Raw genomic sequence first — 13,762 nt, forward strand, 5'->3', positions numbered from 1 at the left:
GAGTGTGCGGCCCGGCCGGTCAGCCGGTATTGGACGAATGGGAACCGGTGCCGGCCAGCGCGGTCGGGGTCGCCCCGGCGAACCGGCGGAAGTCCCGGATCAGGTGCGACTGGTCGTAGTAACCGAGGTGGGCCGCCCGCTCCGCCCACCCGCCGTCCACCGCGCCGGCCCGGCCGGGGGCGGCCAGCGGACCGCGCGCCAGCGTCGCGTACGCCCGCTGGAAGCGCAGCAGCCGGCCGGCCGTCTTCGGCGTCAGCCCGATCTCCGCGCGGAACCGGGCCGCCAGGTGCCGCCGGCTCCAGCCCAGCTCCGCGGCGAGCGTGGCGACGCCGAGTCGCCCGTCGCTGCCGGTCAGCCGGGCCCAGGCCCGGTCGAGGCGGCGGTCGACGGGGCCGGTGGCCGCGAGCCGGGCAGGCAGCGCGGCGTCGAGCAGGCCGAAGCGGGCCGGCCAGTCCCGCGCCTCGGCCAGCCGCCCGCGCAGCCGGTCCAGCCACGGGTCGTCGAGCTGGCCCACGGCGACCGCACGGTTGGCCAGCTCGCCCAGCGGCACGCCGAGGATCCGGCGCGCCGCCAACGGCGCCAGCAGCAGCTGCACGCCGGCGCCCAGGCCCACCATCGAGGTGGTGCAGTATGCGTCGAACGGCCCCGCCACGAACGAATCCACCCCGTACGCGCCACGCTCGGCGGCGCGCGGGTCGACCACGTCCAGCGGGTCGCCCCAACCGAGCACCAGCACCACGAACGCGCCGGCCACCTCGGTGCGGATCAGCGGAGCCGGCGCCGGCTCGCGGTAGCCGAGGTAGCGGTCGACGAACGGGCGCAGCGGCGGCGCCGGCCGCCCGACGACGAACTCCGCACCGGCCATCCCCGGCTCACTTCACCCCGGCCGCGTCCATCCCGCGCAGCTCCTTCTTGAGGTCGGACACCTCGTCGCGGATCCGGGCCGCCAGCTCGAACTGCAACTCCCGGGCGGCGGCCAGCATCTGGTCGTTGAGCTCCTGGATGAGGTTGGCCAGGTCGGCCCGGGCCATCCCCTCGCGCGAGGGCGCGGCGGCCCCACCCCGGCCGCGGCTGCGGGTCTCCTTGACCGGCGCCTTGCCCCGGGAGAGCTGCCGGGCGGCCCCGCCGACCGTGGTGTTCTCGGTGTCCTCCGCCTCGCGGTAGATGTCGTCGAGAATGTCGTGGATCTTCTTGCGCAGCGGCTCGGGGCTGATCCCGTGCGCCTCGTTGTGCGCGATCTGCTTGGCCCGGCGCCGGTTGGTCTCGTCGATCGCGGCCGCCATCGACGGAGTGATCTTGTCGGCGTACATGTGGACCTGGCCGGAGACGTTACGGGCCGCGCGGCCGATGGTCTGGATCAGCGACCGGCCGCTGCGCAGGAAGCCCTCCTTGTCGGCGTCGAGGATCGCCACCAGGGAGACCTCCGGCAGGTCGAGGCCCTCCCGGAGCAGGTTGATGCCGACCAGCACGTCGTAGTCGCCCTTGCGCAGCTCGCGCAGCAGCTCGATCCGGCGCAGCGTGTCCACCTCGGAGTGCAGGTAGCGCACCCGGATGCCGTTCTCCAGCAGGTAGTCCGACAGGTCCTCGGCCATCTTCTTGGTCAAGGTGGTGACCAGCACCCGCTCGTCCCGCTCGGTGCGCAGCTTGATCTCGTGCATCAGGTCGTCGATCTGCCCCTTGGTCGGCTTCACCACCACCTCGGGGTCGATCAGGCCGGTCGGCCGGATCACCTGCTCGACGAACTCGCCCTGGGCCTGCTCCAGCTCCCACGGGCCGGGGGTGGCGGAGAGGAAGACCATCTGGCCCACCCGCTCCAGGTATTCGTCGAAGCGCAGCGGCCGGTTGTCGGCGGCGCTGGGCAGCCGGAAGCCGTGGTCGATCAGCATCCGCTTGCGGGAGGCGTCGCCCTCGTACATGCCGCCGATCTGCGGGATGGTCACGTGCGACTCGTCGACCACGGTGAGGAAGTCGTCGGGGAAGTAGTCGAGCAGGCAGTGCGGCGGGCTGCCGGGCAGCCGGCCGTCCATGTGCATCGAGTAGTTCTCGATGCCGGAGCAGAAGCCCACCTGCCGCATCATCTCGATGTCGTAGGTGGTGCGCATCCGCAGCCGCTGCGCCTCCAGCAGCTTGCCCTGCCGCTCCAGCTCGGCCAGCCGCTCGCCCAGCTCGGCCTCGATGTCACGGATGGCCCGCTCCATCCGCTCCGGCCCGGCCGCGTAGTGCGTGGCCGGGAAGATCACCAGGCTGTCCACCTCGCGGACCACGTCACCGGTCAACGGGTTGAGGTAATACAGCTTCTCGATCTCGTCGCCGAACAGCTCGATCCGGACGGCCAGCTCCTCGTACGCCGGGATGATCTCCAGCGTGTCGCCGCGGACCCGGAAGGTGCCGCGCTGGAAGGCCATGTCGTTGCGGGTGTATTGGATGTCGACCAGCCGGCGCAGCAACTGGTCGCGGTCGAGCTCCTGGCCGACCTTGGCCCGCACGGCCCGGTCCAGGTATTCCTCCGGCGTGCCCAGGCCGTAGATCGCCGAGACGGTGGCCACCACGATCACGTCGCGGCGGGTGAGCAGCGACATGGTCGCCGAGTGCCGCAGCCGCTCGACCTCCTCGTTGATCGAGGAGTCCTTCTCGATGTAGGTGTCGGTCTGCGGGATGTAGGCCTCGGGCTGGTAGTAGTCGTAGTAGGAGACGAAGTATTCGACCGCGTTGTGCGGCAGCAGCTCGCCGAACTCCTTGGCCAGCTGGGCGGCGAGGGTCTTGTTGGGGGCGAGCACCAGCGTCGGGCGTTGCAGCCGCTCGACCAGCCACGCGGTGGTCGCGCTCTTGCCCGTGCCGGTCGCGCCGAGCAGCACGGTGTTGCGATCACCGCGCCGCACCCGACGCTCCAGCTCGTCGATGGCGGCCGGCTGGTCGCCGGCCGGCTGGAACTCGGAGACGACCTGGAACCGGCCGTCGAGCCGGGGAATGTCGAGCGCCATGTTCCCCACGGTACGCCGCAGGTCCGACAGTTCGGCCCGACTACCGTCGGTCCGTGATCGGCTTCGATATTCCCATTGTGAGCCACTTCTCAGCACGCTAGCCTGAACGGGTAGGCCGCTCGCGGCGGCCGACCGGGCAGGTGGCCGGGCCCTCAGCGGGCTCCCGCCCCCGGCACGCGGGGTCGCAGCACCCGGACATCACCGGCGTGCGCACCCCTCGTGGTCGCGCTGAAGGCGCAGACCGGCCGCCGCGAGCGCCCCCTAACGTCTCCCCCTCACGCCCACCGCGACGCGGCACCGCCCGACTCAGGGTCGCCAGCCGGTGCCGGCCGCCCACTCCTCGGCCCGCAGCTGCTCCTCGTCGAACCACGGGTCGTCGGCGGTGCCGTGCCCGCCGTCGTCCGGGGCGGCGGCGGCCAGCTCGCGCTTCAACCCCAGATACGCCGACCGGCCGTCCGGATCGGCGCGCAGGTGGTCCCGCATCAGCAGGGCGTACCGCCAGCCGGGCGAGCCGGCCTCCCGCACGTGCAGGTACGCGGGGCGGGCCGGGTCGGCGTTGCCGTGCAGGCGCTTCGGCCAGCGGCCCCGGTCGGGCGGCCGGAGGCTGTCCCACGACTCGCCCGGCACCCGGGGGAAACCGGCCTCGGCGAGCCGCTCGGCCAGCGGACCGTCCGCCTCGGCCAGCGTGGGCACGGTGAGCTGGATGTCGATCACGTCGGTGGTGGCCAGCCCGGGCACCGCGGTCGACCCGACGTGGTCGACGCGCAGGTCGGCGGGGGCGACGGCGTGCCGGATGCGGGCGGCCAGCCGGGCGTACTGCTGCGGCCAGGTCGGGTCCGGCCCGGTCAGCTCGACCCGCTCCGGGCGGGCCACCCGGCGTTGGCGCACATTGGCCTCGTACGGCAGCAGCCGGTCGCGCCACAGCGCGTCCACCGCCCGGTGCAGCTCCGCCAGGGTGCCGTCGTTGGACAGCAGCACATCCGCCGCCGCGCCGCGCCGCTCGTCGTCGGCCTGCGCGGCGATCCGCCGCTGCGCCTCCGCGCGCGGCATCCCCCGGTCCCGCTCCAGCCGGGCCAACCGGAGCGGCACGGCCGTCCGCACCACCACCACCAGGTGGAACGTCGGGGCCAGCCCCACCTCGACCAGCAGCGGCACGTCGTTGACCACCACCGCGTCCGGCGGCGCGGCCGCCACCAGCTCGGCGGTGCGGGCGCGGACCCGGGGATGGGTGATCGCCTCCAGCCGGCGGCGGGCCGCCGGGTCGGCGAAGACCAGCTCGCCGAGCGCCGCCCGGTCGAGGGCGCCGGCCGGGTCCAGCACCCGGTCGGAGAAGGCCGCCACGATCTCGGCCAGCCCCTCGGTGCCCGGCGCGACGACCTCCCGGGCGATCCGGTCGGCGTCGATCAGCACCGCGCCCAGCGCGGCCAGCCGGGCCGCCACCGCGCTCTTGCCGGATCCGATCCCGCCCGTCAGGCCCACTCTCAGCACCGGACCAGTCAACCCGATCATCGAGCCGCTGCCAACCACGACCCACCCGCCCCGGCCAGGCGGACGCGTCAAGGGCTGGATGGCGGCGGACACGCGAAGGCCCCGCCCCCGGCGGTCCGGCGTACCGGATCGCGGGGACGGGGCCCGATCGTCGTCAGCTCCCGGTCGGCTGCCCGAGGCGGCCGGGTCGGAGCTGGCGCGGCGTCACTTGCCGCCGGCGAGCTTCTCCCGCAGTGCGGCGAGCGCCTCGTCGGTGGCCAGGGTGCCGGCCGGCTCCTCGGCCTGGCGGCTCGGGGCCGCGCTGGTCGAGGAGGAGGTGGTGCTGGTGGTCGGCGGGGCCGGGTTCGCCGCGGCCTCGGCGTCGGCGGCGCGGGAGTTCTGCACCTGCTTGGTGTGCGCCTCCCAGCGCTGACGGGCCTCGGCGTACTGGTTCTCCCAGGTCTCCCGCTGCTTGTCGTACCCCTCGAGCCACTCGCCCGTCTCCGGGTCGAAGCCCTCCGGGTAGATGTAGTTGCCCTCGTTGTCGTACGTCGCGGCCATGCCGTAGAGGGTCGGGTCGAAGTGCTCCTCGCCCTCGACGAAGCCCTCGTTGGCCTGCTTGAGCGACAGCGAGATCCGGCGGCGCTCCAGGTCGATGTCGATGACCTTGACCATGACCTCGGAGCCGACCTGCACGACCTGCTCCGGGATCTCCACGTGGCGCTCGGCCAGCTCGGAGATGTGGACCAGGCCCTCGATGCCGTCGTCCACCCGGACGAAGGCGCCGAACGGCACCAGCTTGGTGACCTTACCCGGGACGATCTGCTGGATCGCGTGGGTGCGGGCGAACTGCCGCCACGGGTCCTCCTGGGTCGCCTTCAGCGACAGCGAGACCCGCTCGCGGTCCAGGTCGACGTCCAGAACCTCGACCTCGACCTCCTGGCCCACCTCGACGACCTCGGACGGGTGGTCGATGTGCTTCCAGGACAGCTCGGAGACGTGCACGAGGCCGTCCACGCCGCCCAGGTCGACGAACGCGCCGAAGTTGACGATCGAAGAGACGACGCCCTTGCGGACCTGGCCCTTCTGCAGCTTGTTGAGGAACTCGGTGCGCACCTCGGACTGCGTCTGCTCCAGCCAGGCCCGGCGGGACAGGACCACGTTGTTGCGGTTCTTGTCCAGCTCGATGATCTTGGCCTCGAGCTCGCGGCCGACGTACGGCTGCAGGTCACGCACCCGCCGCATCTCGACCAGGGAGGCGGGCAGGAAGCCGCGCAGCCCGATGTCGAGGATGAGACCACCCTTGACGACCTCGATGACCGAGCCGCGGACGACACCGTCCTCGTCCTTGATCTTCTCGATCGTGCCCCAGGCCCGCTCGTACTGCGCCCGCTTCTTGGAGAGGATCAGACGACCCTCCTTGTCCTCCTTCTGGAGGACCAGGGCCTCGATGTGGTCACCCACCGAGACGACCTCTGCCGGGTCCACGTCGTGCTTGATCGACAACTCCCGAGAGGGGATGACACCCTCGGTCTTGTAGCCGATGTCGAGCAGGACCTCGTCCCGATCGACCTTGACGACGGTGCCTTCGACAATGTCGCCGTCGTTGAAGTACTTGATGGTCTCGTCGATCGCGGCGAGGAAAGCCTCCTCGGAACCGAGATCGTCGTGGGTGACCTTGTTGGCGCTCGAGGGGGCCTCGATGCTGCTCGTCATGTGGGCGGTTGCTCCGGTCGGATGGGTTGTCACAGCAGGCGTGGTGTCGCGGTGACTCGTCAGCGCCAGCGGATCCGTCGCCGGGCACACCGAACGATCGCCGTCAGAAGATCATTAGTGGCTCCAGCGACCGCGCACCTGCTCCCTGCCGAGGCACACGATCCGCGAGCGCATCGTCTACCCTACCCGCTGCATTACCACAGCGTGCAAGCCCTCCCGGGTCCCTGCGGCCTCGCCAGCTGCGAAAGCGGAGATTTCGGCCGCCACCCGCCCCGGTTGTCTCACAGGTCACATTCACCCCGCCGGACCCACCGGCCCGCCGGCGGTGGCCGGGCAGCGGCAGCCTAGCGTGAGCGGATGGACTCCGACCGGGTGACCCGTCGGCGGGTCGGCGACGCCGAGGCCCGCCGGGCCAACCGCCGCTGGTGGGACGCCGACGCCGACGAGTACCAGGCCGAGCACGGCGCCTTCCTGGGCGACGTGGACTTCGTCTGGTGCCCCGAGGGGCTGCGCGAGGCCGACGCCCGGCTGCTCGGCGACGTCGCCGGACGGCGGGTGCTGGAGGTGGGCTGCGGCGCCGCGGCCTGCGCCCGCTGGCTGGCCACCCAGGGGGCCCGGCCGGTCGCCTTCGACCTGTCCGCCGGCATGCTGCGGCACGCGACCCGGGCGGCCGACACCTCCGGCGTACGGGTGCCGCTGGTGCAGGCCGACGCGCTCGCGCTGCCCTTCGCCGACCGGTCGTTCGACGTGGCCTGCACCGCCTTCGGCGCGATCCCGTTCGTGGACGACTCGGCGGCGCTGATGCGGGAGGTGCACCGGGTGCTGCGTCCCGGTGGGCGCTGGGTCTTCTCGGTCACCCATCCGATGCGCTGGATCTTCCTCGACGACCCGGGCGAGGGCGGGCTGGTCGCCGTGCACTCGTACTTCGACCGCTCCCCCTACGTGGAGCAGGACGACCGCGGGGTGGCCAGCTACGTCGAGCAGCACCGCACCCTCGGCGACCGGATCCGGGAGCTGGTCGGCGTCGGCTTCCGCCTGGTCGACCTGGTGGAACCGGAGTGGCCGGCCGGCCACGAGGGGATCTGGGGGCAGTGGAGCCCGCTGCGCGGCCGGCTCTTCCCGGGCACCGCGATCTTCGTGACCGAGAAGCCGCGATAACGCGCCAACCGGACAGCATGTCCGACTCCATCGACCCCCGGCGGGGTTACGCTGAGCCGGTGAGCGCCGAGCCGATCGCGACACCACCTGGCCCCTGGTGTCCGGATCCGATGCGGCAGCAGCGCGCCGACTACACGCTGGAGGACCTGCTCGCCCTGCCGGACGACGCCCCCCGCGTCGAGCTCGTCGACGGAGTGCTCCAGGTGACACCCTCCCCCACCCTCGGCCACCAGGACATCTCCTTCCTGCTGCGGCTCTGGCTGCACACCCGGGCACCGCGACGCCTGCGAGTGGCCCAGGACGTCGGAGTGACGCTGGCCCGCAACACGAGCCGACGGCCAGACCTGCTGCTGTGCCGCGCGGATGTGCCGTCGAACGTGTCGGAGGTCGCGCCGGCAGCGGTCGTGCTAGCGGTGGAAATCGTCTCGCCGGGCACCCGACGGGTTGACCGCTTCGCGAAGCCGGCTGAATACGCCGCCGCCGGCATCCCGTTCTTCTGGCGCATCGAGCAGGATCCGGTGCACCTCTACGCCTACCGCCTCAGCGAGCGGCCGAGTCCGGGCGGCGAGCGGCAGTACGAGCTGGTCGCCGACAGCGCCGACCTGATCGAGCTGGCCGAGCCGTTCGACATCAAGCTCCCGGTCGCCGAGATCACCCCGTAGGACCCGGCAGCGCGTCGTTTCCGCCCGCCGGCCCCGGGTAACCGGGCGGCATGGCCGAGCAGGAGTTCCGCAGAGGCGACCACGTCTCCTGGGCCAGCCACAGCGGCCGGGCGCACGGCGTGGTCATGGAGAAGCTCACCGAACGCACCCACGTACGCGGGCACCCGGTGAACGCCTCGCCGGCGGACCCGCAGTACCGGATCACCAACGACGACTCGGGCCGGGACGTCGCCCACCGACCGGAGGTGCTGCGCCGTGAGCCGGGCTGACGGAGAACGGGACACCTATCAGGAGTTCACCGAGGCGGTGAACATGAAGCCCGGTGAACTCCAGAAGTGGCTGGAGACCGACGAGTCGAAGCACGTCGGCTGGCGGAAGGGCACCAAGGGTGGCGAGTCGGTCGGCCACGAGTCCGGCCGCCGGATCATCGAGCTGCTGCGCCGCAAGCGTGACCAGCTCTCCGAGGCCGACTTCCGGCACATGCGCAAGGTCGTCGGCTACGTCCGGCGGCACATGGCGCAGCGCCCGAGCGGCGACGTCCGCGCGACCCGGTGGCGGTACTCCCTGATGAACTGGGGGCACGACCCGGTCAAGGCCCCGCTGCCGCCGCCCGGCGGCCCGTCCCGCAAGGCGCTGCGCCGGCACGGCGCCCCGCCCAAGGAGCGCCGCGGCCCGGGCCGCTGACCCCGACGACGACCGACCGCGCCGCGCCACCTCGATGATCAGGGGGTTGGCGTCGGGATCCGGCCGTCCCGCGACGCAAACCCCTCTATCGATTCCGCAGGGTAGGGGTGGGTCAGTGGTCGGCGCTGTTCCAGTCGCGGCCCTCGCCGACGGAGACCTCCAGCGGCACCGACAGCGGGTAGGCCGCGCCCATCTCCCGGCGGACCAGCGCCTCCAGGGCCTCCCGCTCACCGGGGGCGACCTCGAAGACCAGCTCGTCGTGTACCTGGAGCAGCATCCGGGAGCGCAGCCCGGCGTCGCGCAGCGCGCTCTCGACGTGCAGCATGGCGACCTTGATGATGTCCGCCGCCGACCCCTGGATCGGGGCGTTGAGCGCCATCCGCTCGGCCATCTCCCGGCGCTGCCGGTTGTCGCTGACCAGGTCGGGCAGGTAGCGCCGGCGACCGAGGATGGTGGAGGTGTAACCGTCGCGCCGGGCCCGCTCCACCACCTCGCGCAGGTAGTCGCGCACCCCGCCGAAGCCGGCGAAGTAGTTCTCCATCAGCCCGCGCGCCTCCTCGGCGCTGATGCCGAGCTGCTGGGAGAGCCCGAAGGCGCTGAGCCCGTACGCCAGGCCGTAGTTCATCGCCTTGATCTTGCGACGCTGGTCGGCGGTCACCTCGGCGACCTCGACGGTGAAGACCGACGAGGCGGTGGCGGCGTGGAAGTCGTGGCCCGAGTTGAACGCCTCGATCAGGGCGTCGTCCGACGACAGGTGCGCCATGATCCGCATCTCGATCTGGCTGTAGTCGGCGGTGAGCAGGCACTCGTAGTCGGGCCCGACGACGAACGCCCGCCGGATCCGCCGGCCCTCCTCGGTGCGGATCGGAATGTTCTGCAGGTTGGGCTCGGTCGAGGAGAGCCGGCCGGTGGCGGCCACCGTCTGGTTGAAGGTGGTGTGGATCCGGCCGTCGTCGGAGACCGACTTGAGCAGGCCGTCGACGGTCGACTTCAGCTTGGCCACGTCCCGGTGGCGCAGCAGGTGCTCCAGCACCGGGTGCGGGTTCTGCGCGTACAGCCACTGCAACGCGTCGGCGTCGGTGGTGTAGCCGGTCTTGATCCGCTTTGTCTTGGGCAGCCCCAGCTCGGTGAAGAGGATCTCCTGCAACTGCTTGGGCGAGCCCAGGTTGAACTCCCGGCCGACCGCCGCGTACGCGCCCTGCGCAGCGGCCTTCACCTCGGCGGCGAAGTGCGCCTCCAGCTCCGACAGGTAGTGCGTGTCGGCGGCGATGCCGGTGCGCTCCATGCCGGCGAGCACCCGCATCAGCGGCAGCTCCACCCCGGCCATCAGCCGGGCCGACTGCTCGCCGTCGCGGGACAGCTCGGCGTCGATCGCGTCGGCCAGGTCGAGCGTGGCCCGGGCCTGGAGCATCAGATTCTGCTCGACAACCCCGTCGTCGCCCAGCCCGTCGAGGGTGAGCTGCCCGGTCTCCGGGGTGTCGACCCGCAGCTCCCGGTGCAGGTAGCGCAGCGCGAGGTCGGTCAGGTCGTACGACCGCTGGTCGGGGCGGGCCAGGTAGGCGGCGATCTGGGTGTCGCGGGCGATGCCGGCGAGCTCCCAGCCGTGCGCGGCGAAGGCGAGCACGGCGGGCTTGCTGTCGTGCAGCACCTTGGGCCGGGCCTCGTCGGAGAGCCAGCCGGCCAGCGCCGTCTCGTCGGCCGCCGCCAGGGTGGCCGGGTCGAACCAGGCGCCGGCGCCGGCCGCGGTGGCCAGGGCCATCCCGGTGACCGTGGCGGTGTGCCGCCGGTTCGGGCCGGTGTCCAGCTTGACGGCCAGCCCGACCGGCGTCCCGGCCGGGGCGTGCGTCTCCAGCCAGCCGGCCACGGCGCCGGGCTCGGTGAGCACCTGCCCGGCCAGGTCGAAGCCGGCCTCGGCCTCCGGCTCGACGGCCTCCAGGTATTGGTAGAGCCGGTCGCGCAGGATGCGGAACTCGAGGGTGTCGAAGACCTGGTGCACGGCCTCCCGGTCCCACCCCTCCCAGCGGGTGTCCTCCGGGCGCAGCGGCAGCTCCAGGTCCGCCACCAGGCAGTTCAGGTCGTAGTTGCGGATCACCCGGGAGAGCTGGGCCCGCAGGTTGTCACCGGCCTTGCCCTTGATCGCATCCGCGTGGGCGACCACGCCGTCGACCCCGCCGTACAGGTTGATCCACTTGGCGGCGGTCTTCGGGCCCACGCCGTCGACCCCGGAGAGGTTGTCGCTGTCCTCGCCGACCAGGGCGGCCAGGTCGCGGTAGCGCTCCGGACCCACGCCGTATTTGTCGAGCACCGCCGCCGGGTCCATCCGGACCAGGTCGGAGACGCCCTTGCGGGGGTAGAGCACGGTGACCCGCTCGCCGACCAGTTGCAGCGAGTCCCGGTCGCCGCTGCTGATCAGCACCTCCATGCCGGCGTCGCGGGCCTGGTGGGCGAGGGTGGCGATGACGTCGTCGGCCTCGTAGCCCTCCTTTTCCACCACCGGGATGCGCAGCGCGGCCAGCACCTCTTTGACCAGGCTCACCTGGCCCTTGAAGTCGGTCGGGGTCTCCTTGCGGCCGGCCTTGTATTCCGCGTATTTCTCGGTGCGGAAGGAGCGGCGGGAGACGTCGAAGGCGACGATGATGTGCGACGGCTGCTCGTCCCGCAGCACGTTGATCAGCATCGAGGTGAAGCCGTAGACCGCGTTGGTCGGCTGGCCCGTCGTGGTGGAGAAGTTCTCGACCGGCAGGGCGTGGAACGCCCGGTATGCCATCGAGTGTCCGTCGACGAGGAGCAGGCGCGGCGTCGTAGCTGTCACGGCAGCGACTCTAGCCCGTACCCCCGACAGCCCGGTCCTCCGCCACGGCCGGCGGCGCGGCCGGTCCGTCCGGCGGCGGCACGACGCCGCGGCCGGCGGTCACCCACCCGATCCAGCCGGCCGCCCGGTCCGGCGGCAGGCCACCGGCGACCGCGACGGTGACCAGCGCCGACGCCGGTTCCGGATGGCGGCTGAGCAGGGACCGCATCGACCAGGCGTACGCCACCGCCGCCGCGCCGCCCGGCGTCGGCTCGCCGACCACCGGCCGGTCCCCCGCCACCGGGACCGCCGGCTCCCCCGGCGCCGGCCGGCGCTGCCGGGCGTCCAGCCGACGCACCAGGGCCACGGCCTCCTCGGGCGACAGCGGGCCGAGCGGCACCCGCTCCCCCCGGTGCACGACCAGCGGGCCACCGATCGGCTCACGGGTGGTGAGCGCGACGACGCTCGGACCGCGGCCGGGCAGCAGCGGCGGCACCTGGGCCGGATCGCGGACGTCGTCGAGGACGACCAGCAGCCGCCGCCCGGCCACCGCCGACCGGTACGCCGACGCCAGCCCGTCCAGGCAACTGGTGCGCTCGGCCACCTCCGGCAGCCCCAACGCGCGCAGGAAGTTCCGCAGCACCTCGGCGGGGCCGGCGGCGGTGCTGCCGAGGTTGGCGTAGAGCTGCCCGTCCGGGAACCGTCCGAGGCCCCGGTGCGCCCACTGCAACGCCAGCGCGCTCTTGCCCACCCCGGCCGGGCCCTCGACGACCAGCAGCACGGGTTCCGCGGCGGCCACCGGCGCGGCCGTGGCCAGGTCGAGCCGGCGCAGTTCCGCGGCCCGGCCGACGAACTCCGCCGGACGGGGCGGGAGCTGCGCCGGCGGGACCCCGGGAGCCGGCGCCCCGCCCGGCGCCGCCCGGACCGGTCCCCGGCACCGCAGCAGCTCCCGGTACGCCCCGGCCAGCTCCGGTCCCGGATCGATCCCGAGCTCGTCGCGCAGCCGACGCCGGGCCAGGTGGTAGCTGGCCACCGCGTCCGCACGCCGCCCCACCGCGCAGTACAGCCGCAGCAGCCGGGCCTGCGCCCGCTCGTCGAGCGGATGCCGGCCGGCGTCCTGCTCCACCGTGGTCAGCACCTCGTCGCCGCGGTCCGCCCGGATCGCCTCGTCGGCGTACCAGCCGAGCACCTGCCGCCACTCGGTGACCAGCGCCGCCACCCGGCCGTGCCCGGCCAGGGCGGGGACGTCGGGCAACGGCCGGCGCCACAGCCGCAGCGCCGCCCCGGCCTCCCGCCGCAGGCGTTCCCGGTCGCCCGCCACCCGGGCGGCGCGGGCGGCGGCCACCAGGGCGCGGAACCGCAGCGCGTCCACCGCCGCCCGGGGCACCCGCAGCGCGTACCCCGGTCCGACGCTCGGCAGCAGGACGCTGCCGGCCCGCCGGGGCCGCCACGGCTCCAGCACCCGCCGCAGGTTCTTGACGTGCGTCTGCAGCACGTTCGCCGCCGCCGTCGGCGGCCGGACCGGCCAGAGCGCCGCGCAGAGTTCGTCGCGCCCTATCGGTTGCCCGCCGGCCAGCGCCAGCAGGGCGAGCACGGCCCGGCGTTGCGGTGGCCCGACGGCGAGCTCCTCGCCGCCCCGCCGCAGGCGCAGCGGCCCCAGCATCTCGAGTGACACCTCGTCTGAGGCATGGCGGACCTGTAGCTCGCTCATCCGTCCCCCGATCGGCGGCAGCGTCGCATCCACGGTCATCGTAGTCGTCCAGCCGCCCTCCACTGGCCGTCCAGACCCCTCCGTAACGATCGACATCAACGCCTGAAAGGAGGATTGGATGAGGAGAACGCTCAACGCGCTGGGCGACCGCCTGCTCGGCATGGTGGTGCCGACGGTCAGCGCCAAGGCCGAGCCGTGCGGACCGCTGGTGTCGAAGTTCTGCTACTGCCGCAACGGCATCCGCTACGCCAAGAACTGCTGCTACTACAGCGGCTCCTGCTACCCGTGCTACGCGGTCAGCGAGAACTGCTGACCCGCACGAGCGGCATGCCGCCGCACCCGGTGGCCGGCGACCCCGCCGGCCACCGGTCTTCAGAAGAGGAGGTGGAGATGACCAGGTTCGTCAACGCCGTGGGTGACCGGCTGCTCGGTCTGCTGGCACCGCGGATCACCGCCAGGGCGGAGCCGTGCGGCCCGACCTCGGTGCAGTTCTGCTACTGCTCGGGCGGGCTGAAGTACAGCCGGAACTGCTGCAAGTACAGCGGCAGCTGCTACCCGTGCTACGTCTCGGGCGCCTGCTGACCAGGTGACC

Annotated in this window: 12 protein-coding genes; 6 read left to right on the top strand and 6 right to left on the bottom strand. The window is 72.9% G+C overall.

Annotated features, from left to right (window positions below; all coding sequences use genetic code 11):
* Positions 1 to 19: 19 nt before the first annotated feature.
* From K7640_RS12530 to rpsA, 4 genes are all read right to left on the bottom strand, one after another.
* The gene (locus K7640_RS12530; RefSeq protein WP_222954947.1) at positions 20 to 865 is read right to left on the bottom strand and encodes an AraC family transcriptional regulator; all 846 of its coding nucleotides are present in this window, start codon (positions 863 to 865) and stop codon (positions 20 to 22) included.
* A gap of 7 nt (positions 866 to 872) precedes the next feature.
* A complete protein-coding gene (gene uvrB, locus K7640_RS12535; protein ID WP_222954948.1) occupies positions 873 to 2,981 on the bottom strand; it encodes an excinuclease ABC subunit UvrB in 2,109 nt (702 codons plus the stop codon).
* 306 nt (positions 2,982 to 3,287) lie between these two features.
* Positions 3,288 to 4,469, bottom strand: coding sequence for a dephospho-CoA kinase (gene coaE, locus K7640_RS12540; RefSeq protein ID WP_222954949.1), 1,182 nt, complete (start codon positions 4,467 to 4,469; stop codon positions 3,288 to 3,290).
* A gap of 204 nt (positions 4,470 to 4,673) precedes the next feature.
* On the bottom strand, positions 4,674 to 6,164 hold the full coding sequence (rpsA, locus tag K7640_RS12545) for a 30S ribosomal protein S1 (protein ID WP_222954950.1): 1,491 nt from the start codon (positions 6,162 to 6,164) through the stop codon (positions 4,674 to 4,676).
* 357 nt (positions 6,165 to 6,521) lie between these two features.
* Here rpsA and K7640_RS12550 point away from each other — a divergent pair, with 357 nt between their 5' ends.
* The 4 genes from K7640_RS12550 to K7640_RS12565 are packed head-to-tail and all read left to right on the top strand — an operon-like array spanning position 6,522 to position 8,668.
* Positions 6,522 to 7,322: a class I SAM-dependent methyltransferase gene (locus K7640_RS12550; RefSeq protein ID WP_222954951.1), complete on the top strand. Its 801-nt coding sequence runs from the start codon at positions 6,522 to 6,524 to the stop codon at positions 7,320 to 7,322.
* A 59-nt stretch (positions 7,323 to 7,381) separates the two neighbouring features.
* A complete protein-coding gene (locus tag K7640_RS12555) occupies positions 7,382 to 7,984 on the top strand; it encodes a Uma2 family endonuclease (protein WP_308042530.1) in 603 nt (200 codons plus the stop codon).
* Between the two features lie 50 nt (positions 7,985 to 8,034).
* Positions 8,035 to 8,253, top strand: a complete 219-nt coding sequence (locus K7640_RS12560) for a DUF2945 domain-containing protein (RefSeq protein ID WP_222954952.1) — start codon at positions 8,035 to 8,037, stop codon at positions 8,251 to 8,253.
* Complete coding sequence (locus tag K7640_RS12565) at positions 8,240 to 8,668, top strand: DUF3140 domain-containing protein (protein WP_222954953.1); 429 nt, start codon at positions 8,240 to 8,242, stop codon at positions 8,666 to 8,668. Before K7640_RS12560 ends, K7640_RS12565 begins: the two co-directional genes overlap by 14 nt.
* Before the next feature lie 112 nt (positions 8,669 to 8,780).
* Here the strand turns inward: K7640_RS12565 and polA are convergent, their stop codons facing one another.
* Together polA and K7640_RS12575 are read right to left on the bottom strand one after the other, a co-directional pair.
* Complete coding sequence (polA, locus tag K7640_RS12570) at positions 8,781 to 11,480, bottom strand: DNA polymerase I (protein ID WP_222954954.1); 2,700 nt, start codon at positions 11,478 to 11,480, stop codon at positions 8,781 to 8,783.
* Between the two features lie 10 nt (positions 11,481 to 11,490).
* Positions 11,491 to 13,170 (bottom strand): BTAD domain-containing putative transcriptional regulator, encoded by a 1,680-nt coding sequence (locus tag K7640_RS12575; RefSeq protein ID WP_222954955.1) that lies wholly within the window; start codon positions 13,168 to 13,170, stop codon positions 11,491 to 11,493.
* Between the two features lie 118 nt (positions 13,171 to 13,288).
* Between K7640_RS12575 and K7640_RS12580 the strand changes: the two genes are divergently transcribed.
* Both K7640_RS12580 and K7640_RS12585 read left to right on the top strand, forming a co-directional pair.
* Entirely contained in the window at positions 13,289 to 13,483 is a 195-nt protein-coding gene (locus K7640_RS12580; RefSeq protein ID WP_222954956.1) for a hypothetical protein, read from the top strand.
* A 77-nt stretch (positions 13,484 to 13,560) separates the two neighbouring features.
* Entirely contained in the window at positions 13,561 to 13,752 is a 192-nt protein-coding gene (locus K7640_RS12585) for a hypothetical protein (protein ID WP_222954957.1), read from the top strand.
* The last annotated feature ends 10 nt before the right edge of the window (positions 13,753 to 13,762 follow it).

This window comes from Micromonospora sp. PLK6-60 (genome assembly GCF_019890675.1).
Classification (GTDB): domain Bacteria; phylum Actinomycetota; class Actinomycetes; order Mycobacteriales; family Micromonosporaceae; genus Micromonospora.

What these genes read in the sequence shown, in the direction of transcription:
- K7640_RS12550 (WP_222954951.1), top strand. Translation starts at nt 6,522, where the DNA reads ATGGACTCCGACCGGGTGACCCGTCGGCGGGTCGGCGACGCCGAGGCC.
- K7640_RS12530 (WP_222954947.1), bottom strand. Translation starts at nt 865, where the DNA reads ATGGCCGGTGCGGAGTTCGTCGTCGGGCGGCCGGCGCCGCCGCTGCGC.
- K7640_RS12585 (WP_222954957.1), top strand. Translation starts at nt 13,561, where the DNA reads ATGACCAGGTTCGTCAACGCCGTGGGTGACCGGCTGCTCGGTCTGCTG.
- K7640_RS12580 (WP_222954956.1), top strand. Translation starts at nt 13,289, where the DNA reads ATGAGGAGAACGCTCAACGCGCTGGGCGACCGCCTGCTCGGCATGGTG.
- K7640_RS12560 (WP_222954952.1), top strand. Translation starts at nt 8,035, where the DNA reads ATGGCCGAGCAGGAGTTCCGCAGAGGCGACCACGTCTCCTGGGCCAGC.
- uvrB (WP_222954948.1), bottom strand. Translation starts at nt 2,981, where the DNA reads ATGGCGCTCGACATTCCCCGGCTCGACGGCCGGTTCCAGGTCGTCTCC.
- rpsA (WP_222954950.1), bottom strand. Translation starts at nt 6,164, where the DNA reads ATGACGAGCAGCATCGAGGCCCCCTCGAGCGCCAACAAGGTCACCCAC.
- K7640_RS12575 (WP_222954955.1), bottom strand. Translation starts at nt 13,170, where the DNA reads ATGAGCGAGCTACAGGTCCGCCATGCCTCAGACGAGGTGTCACTCGAG.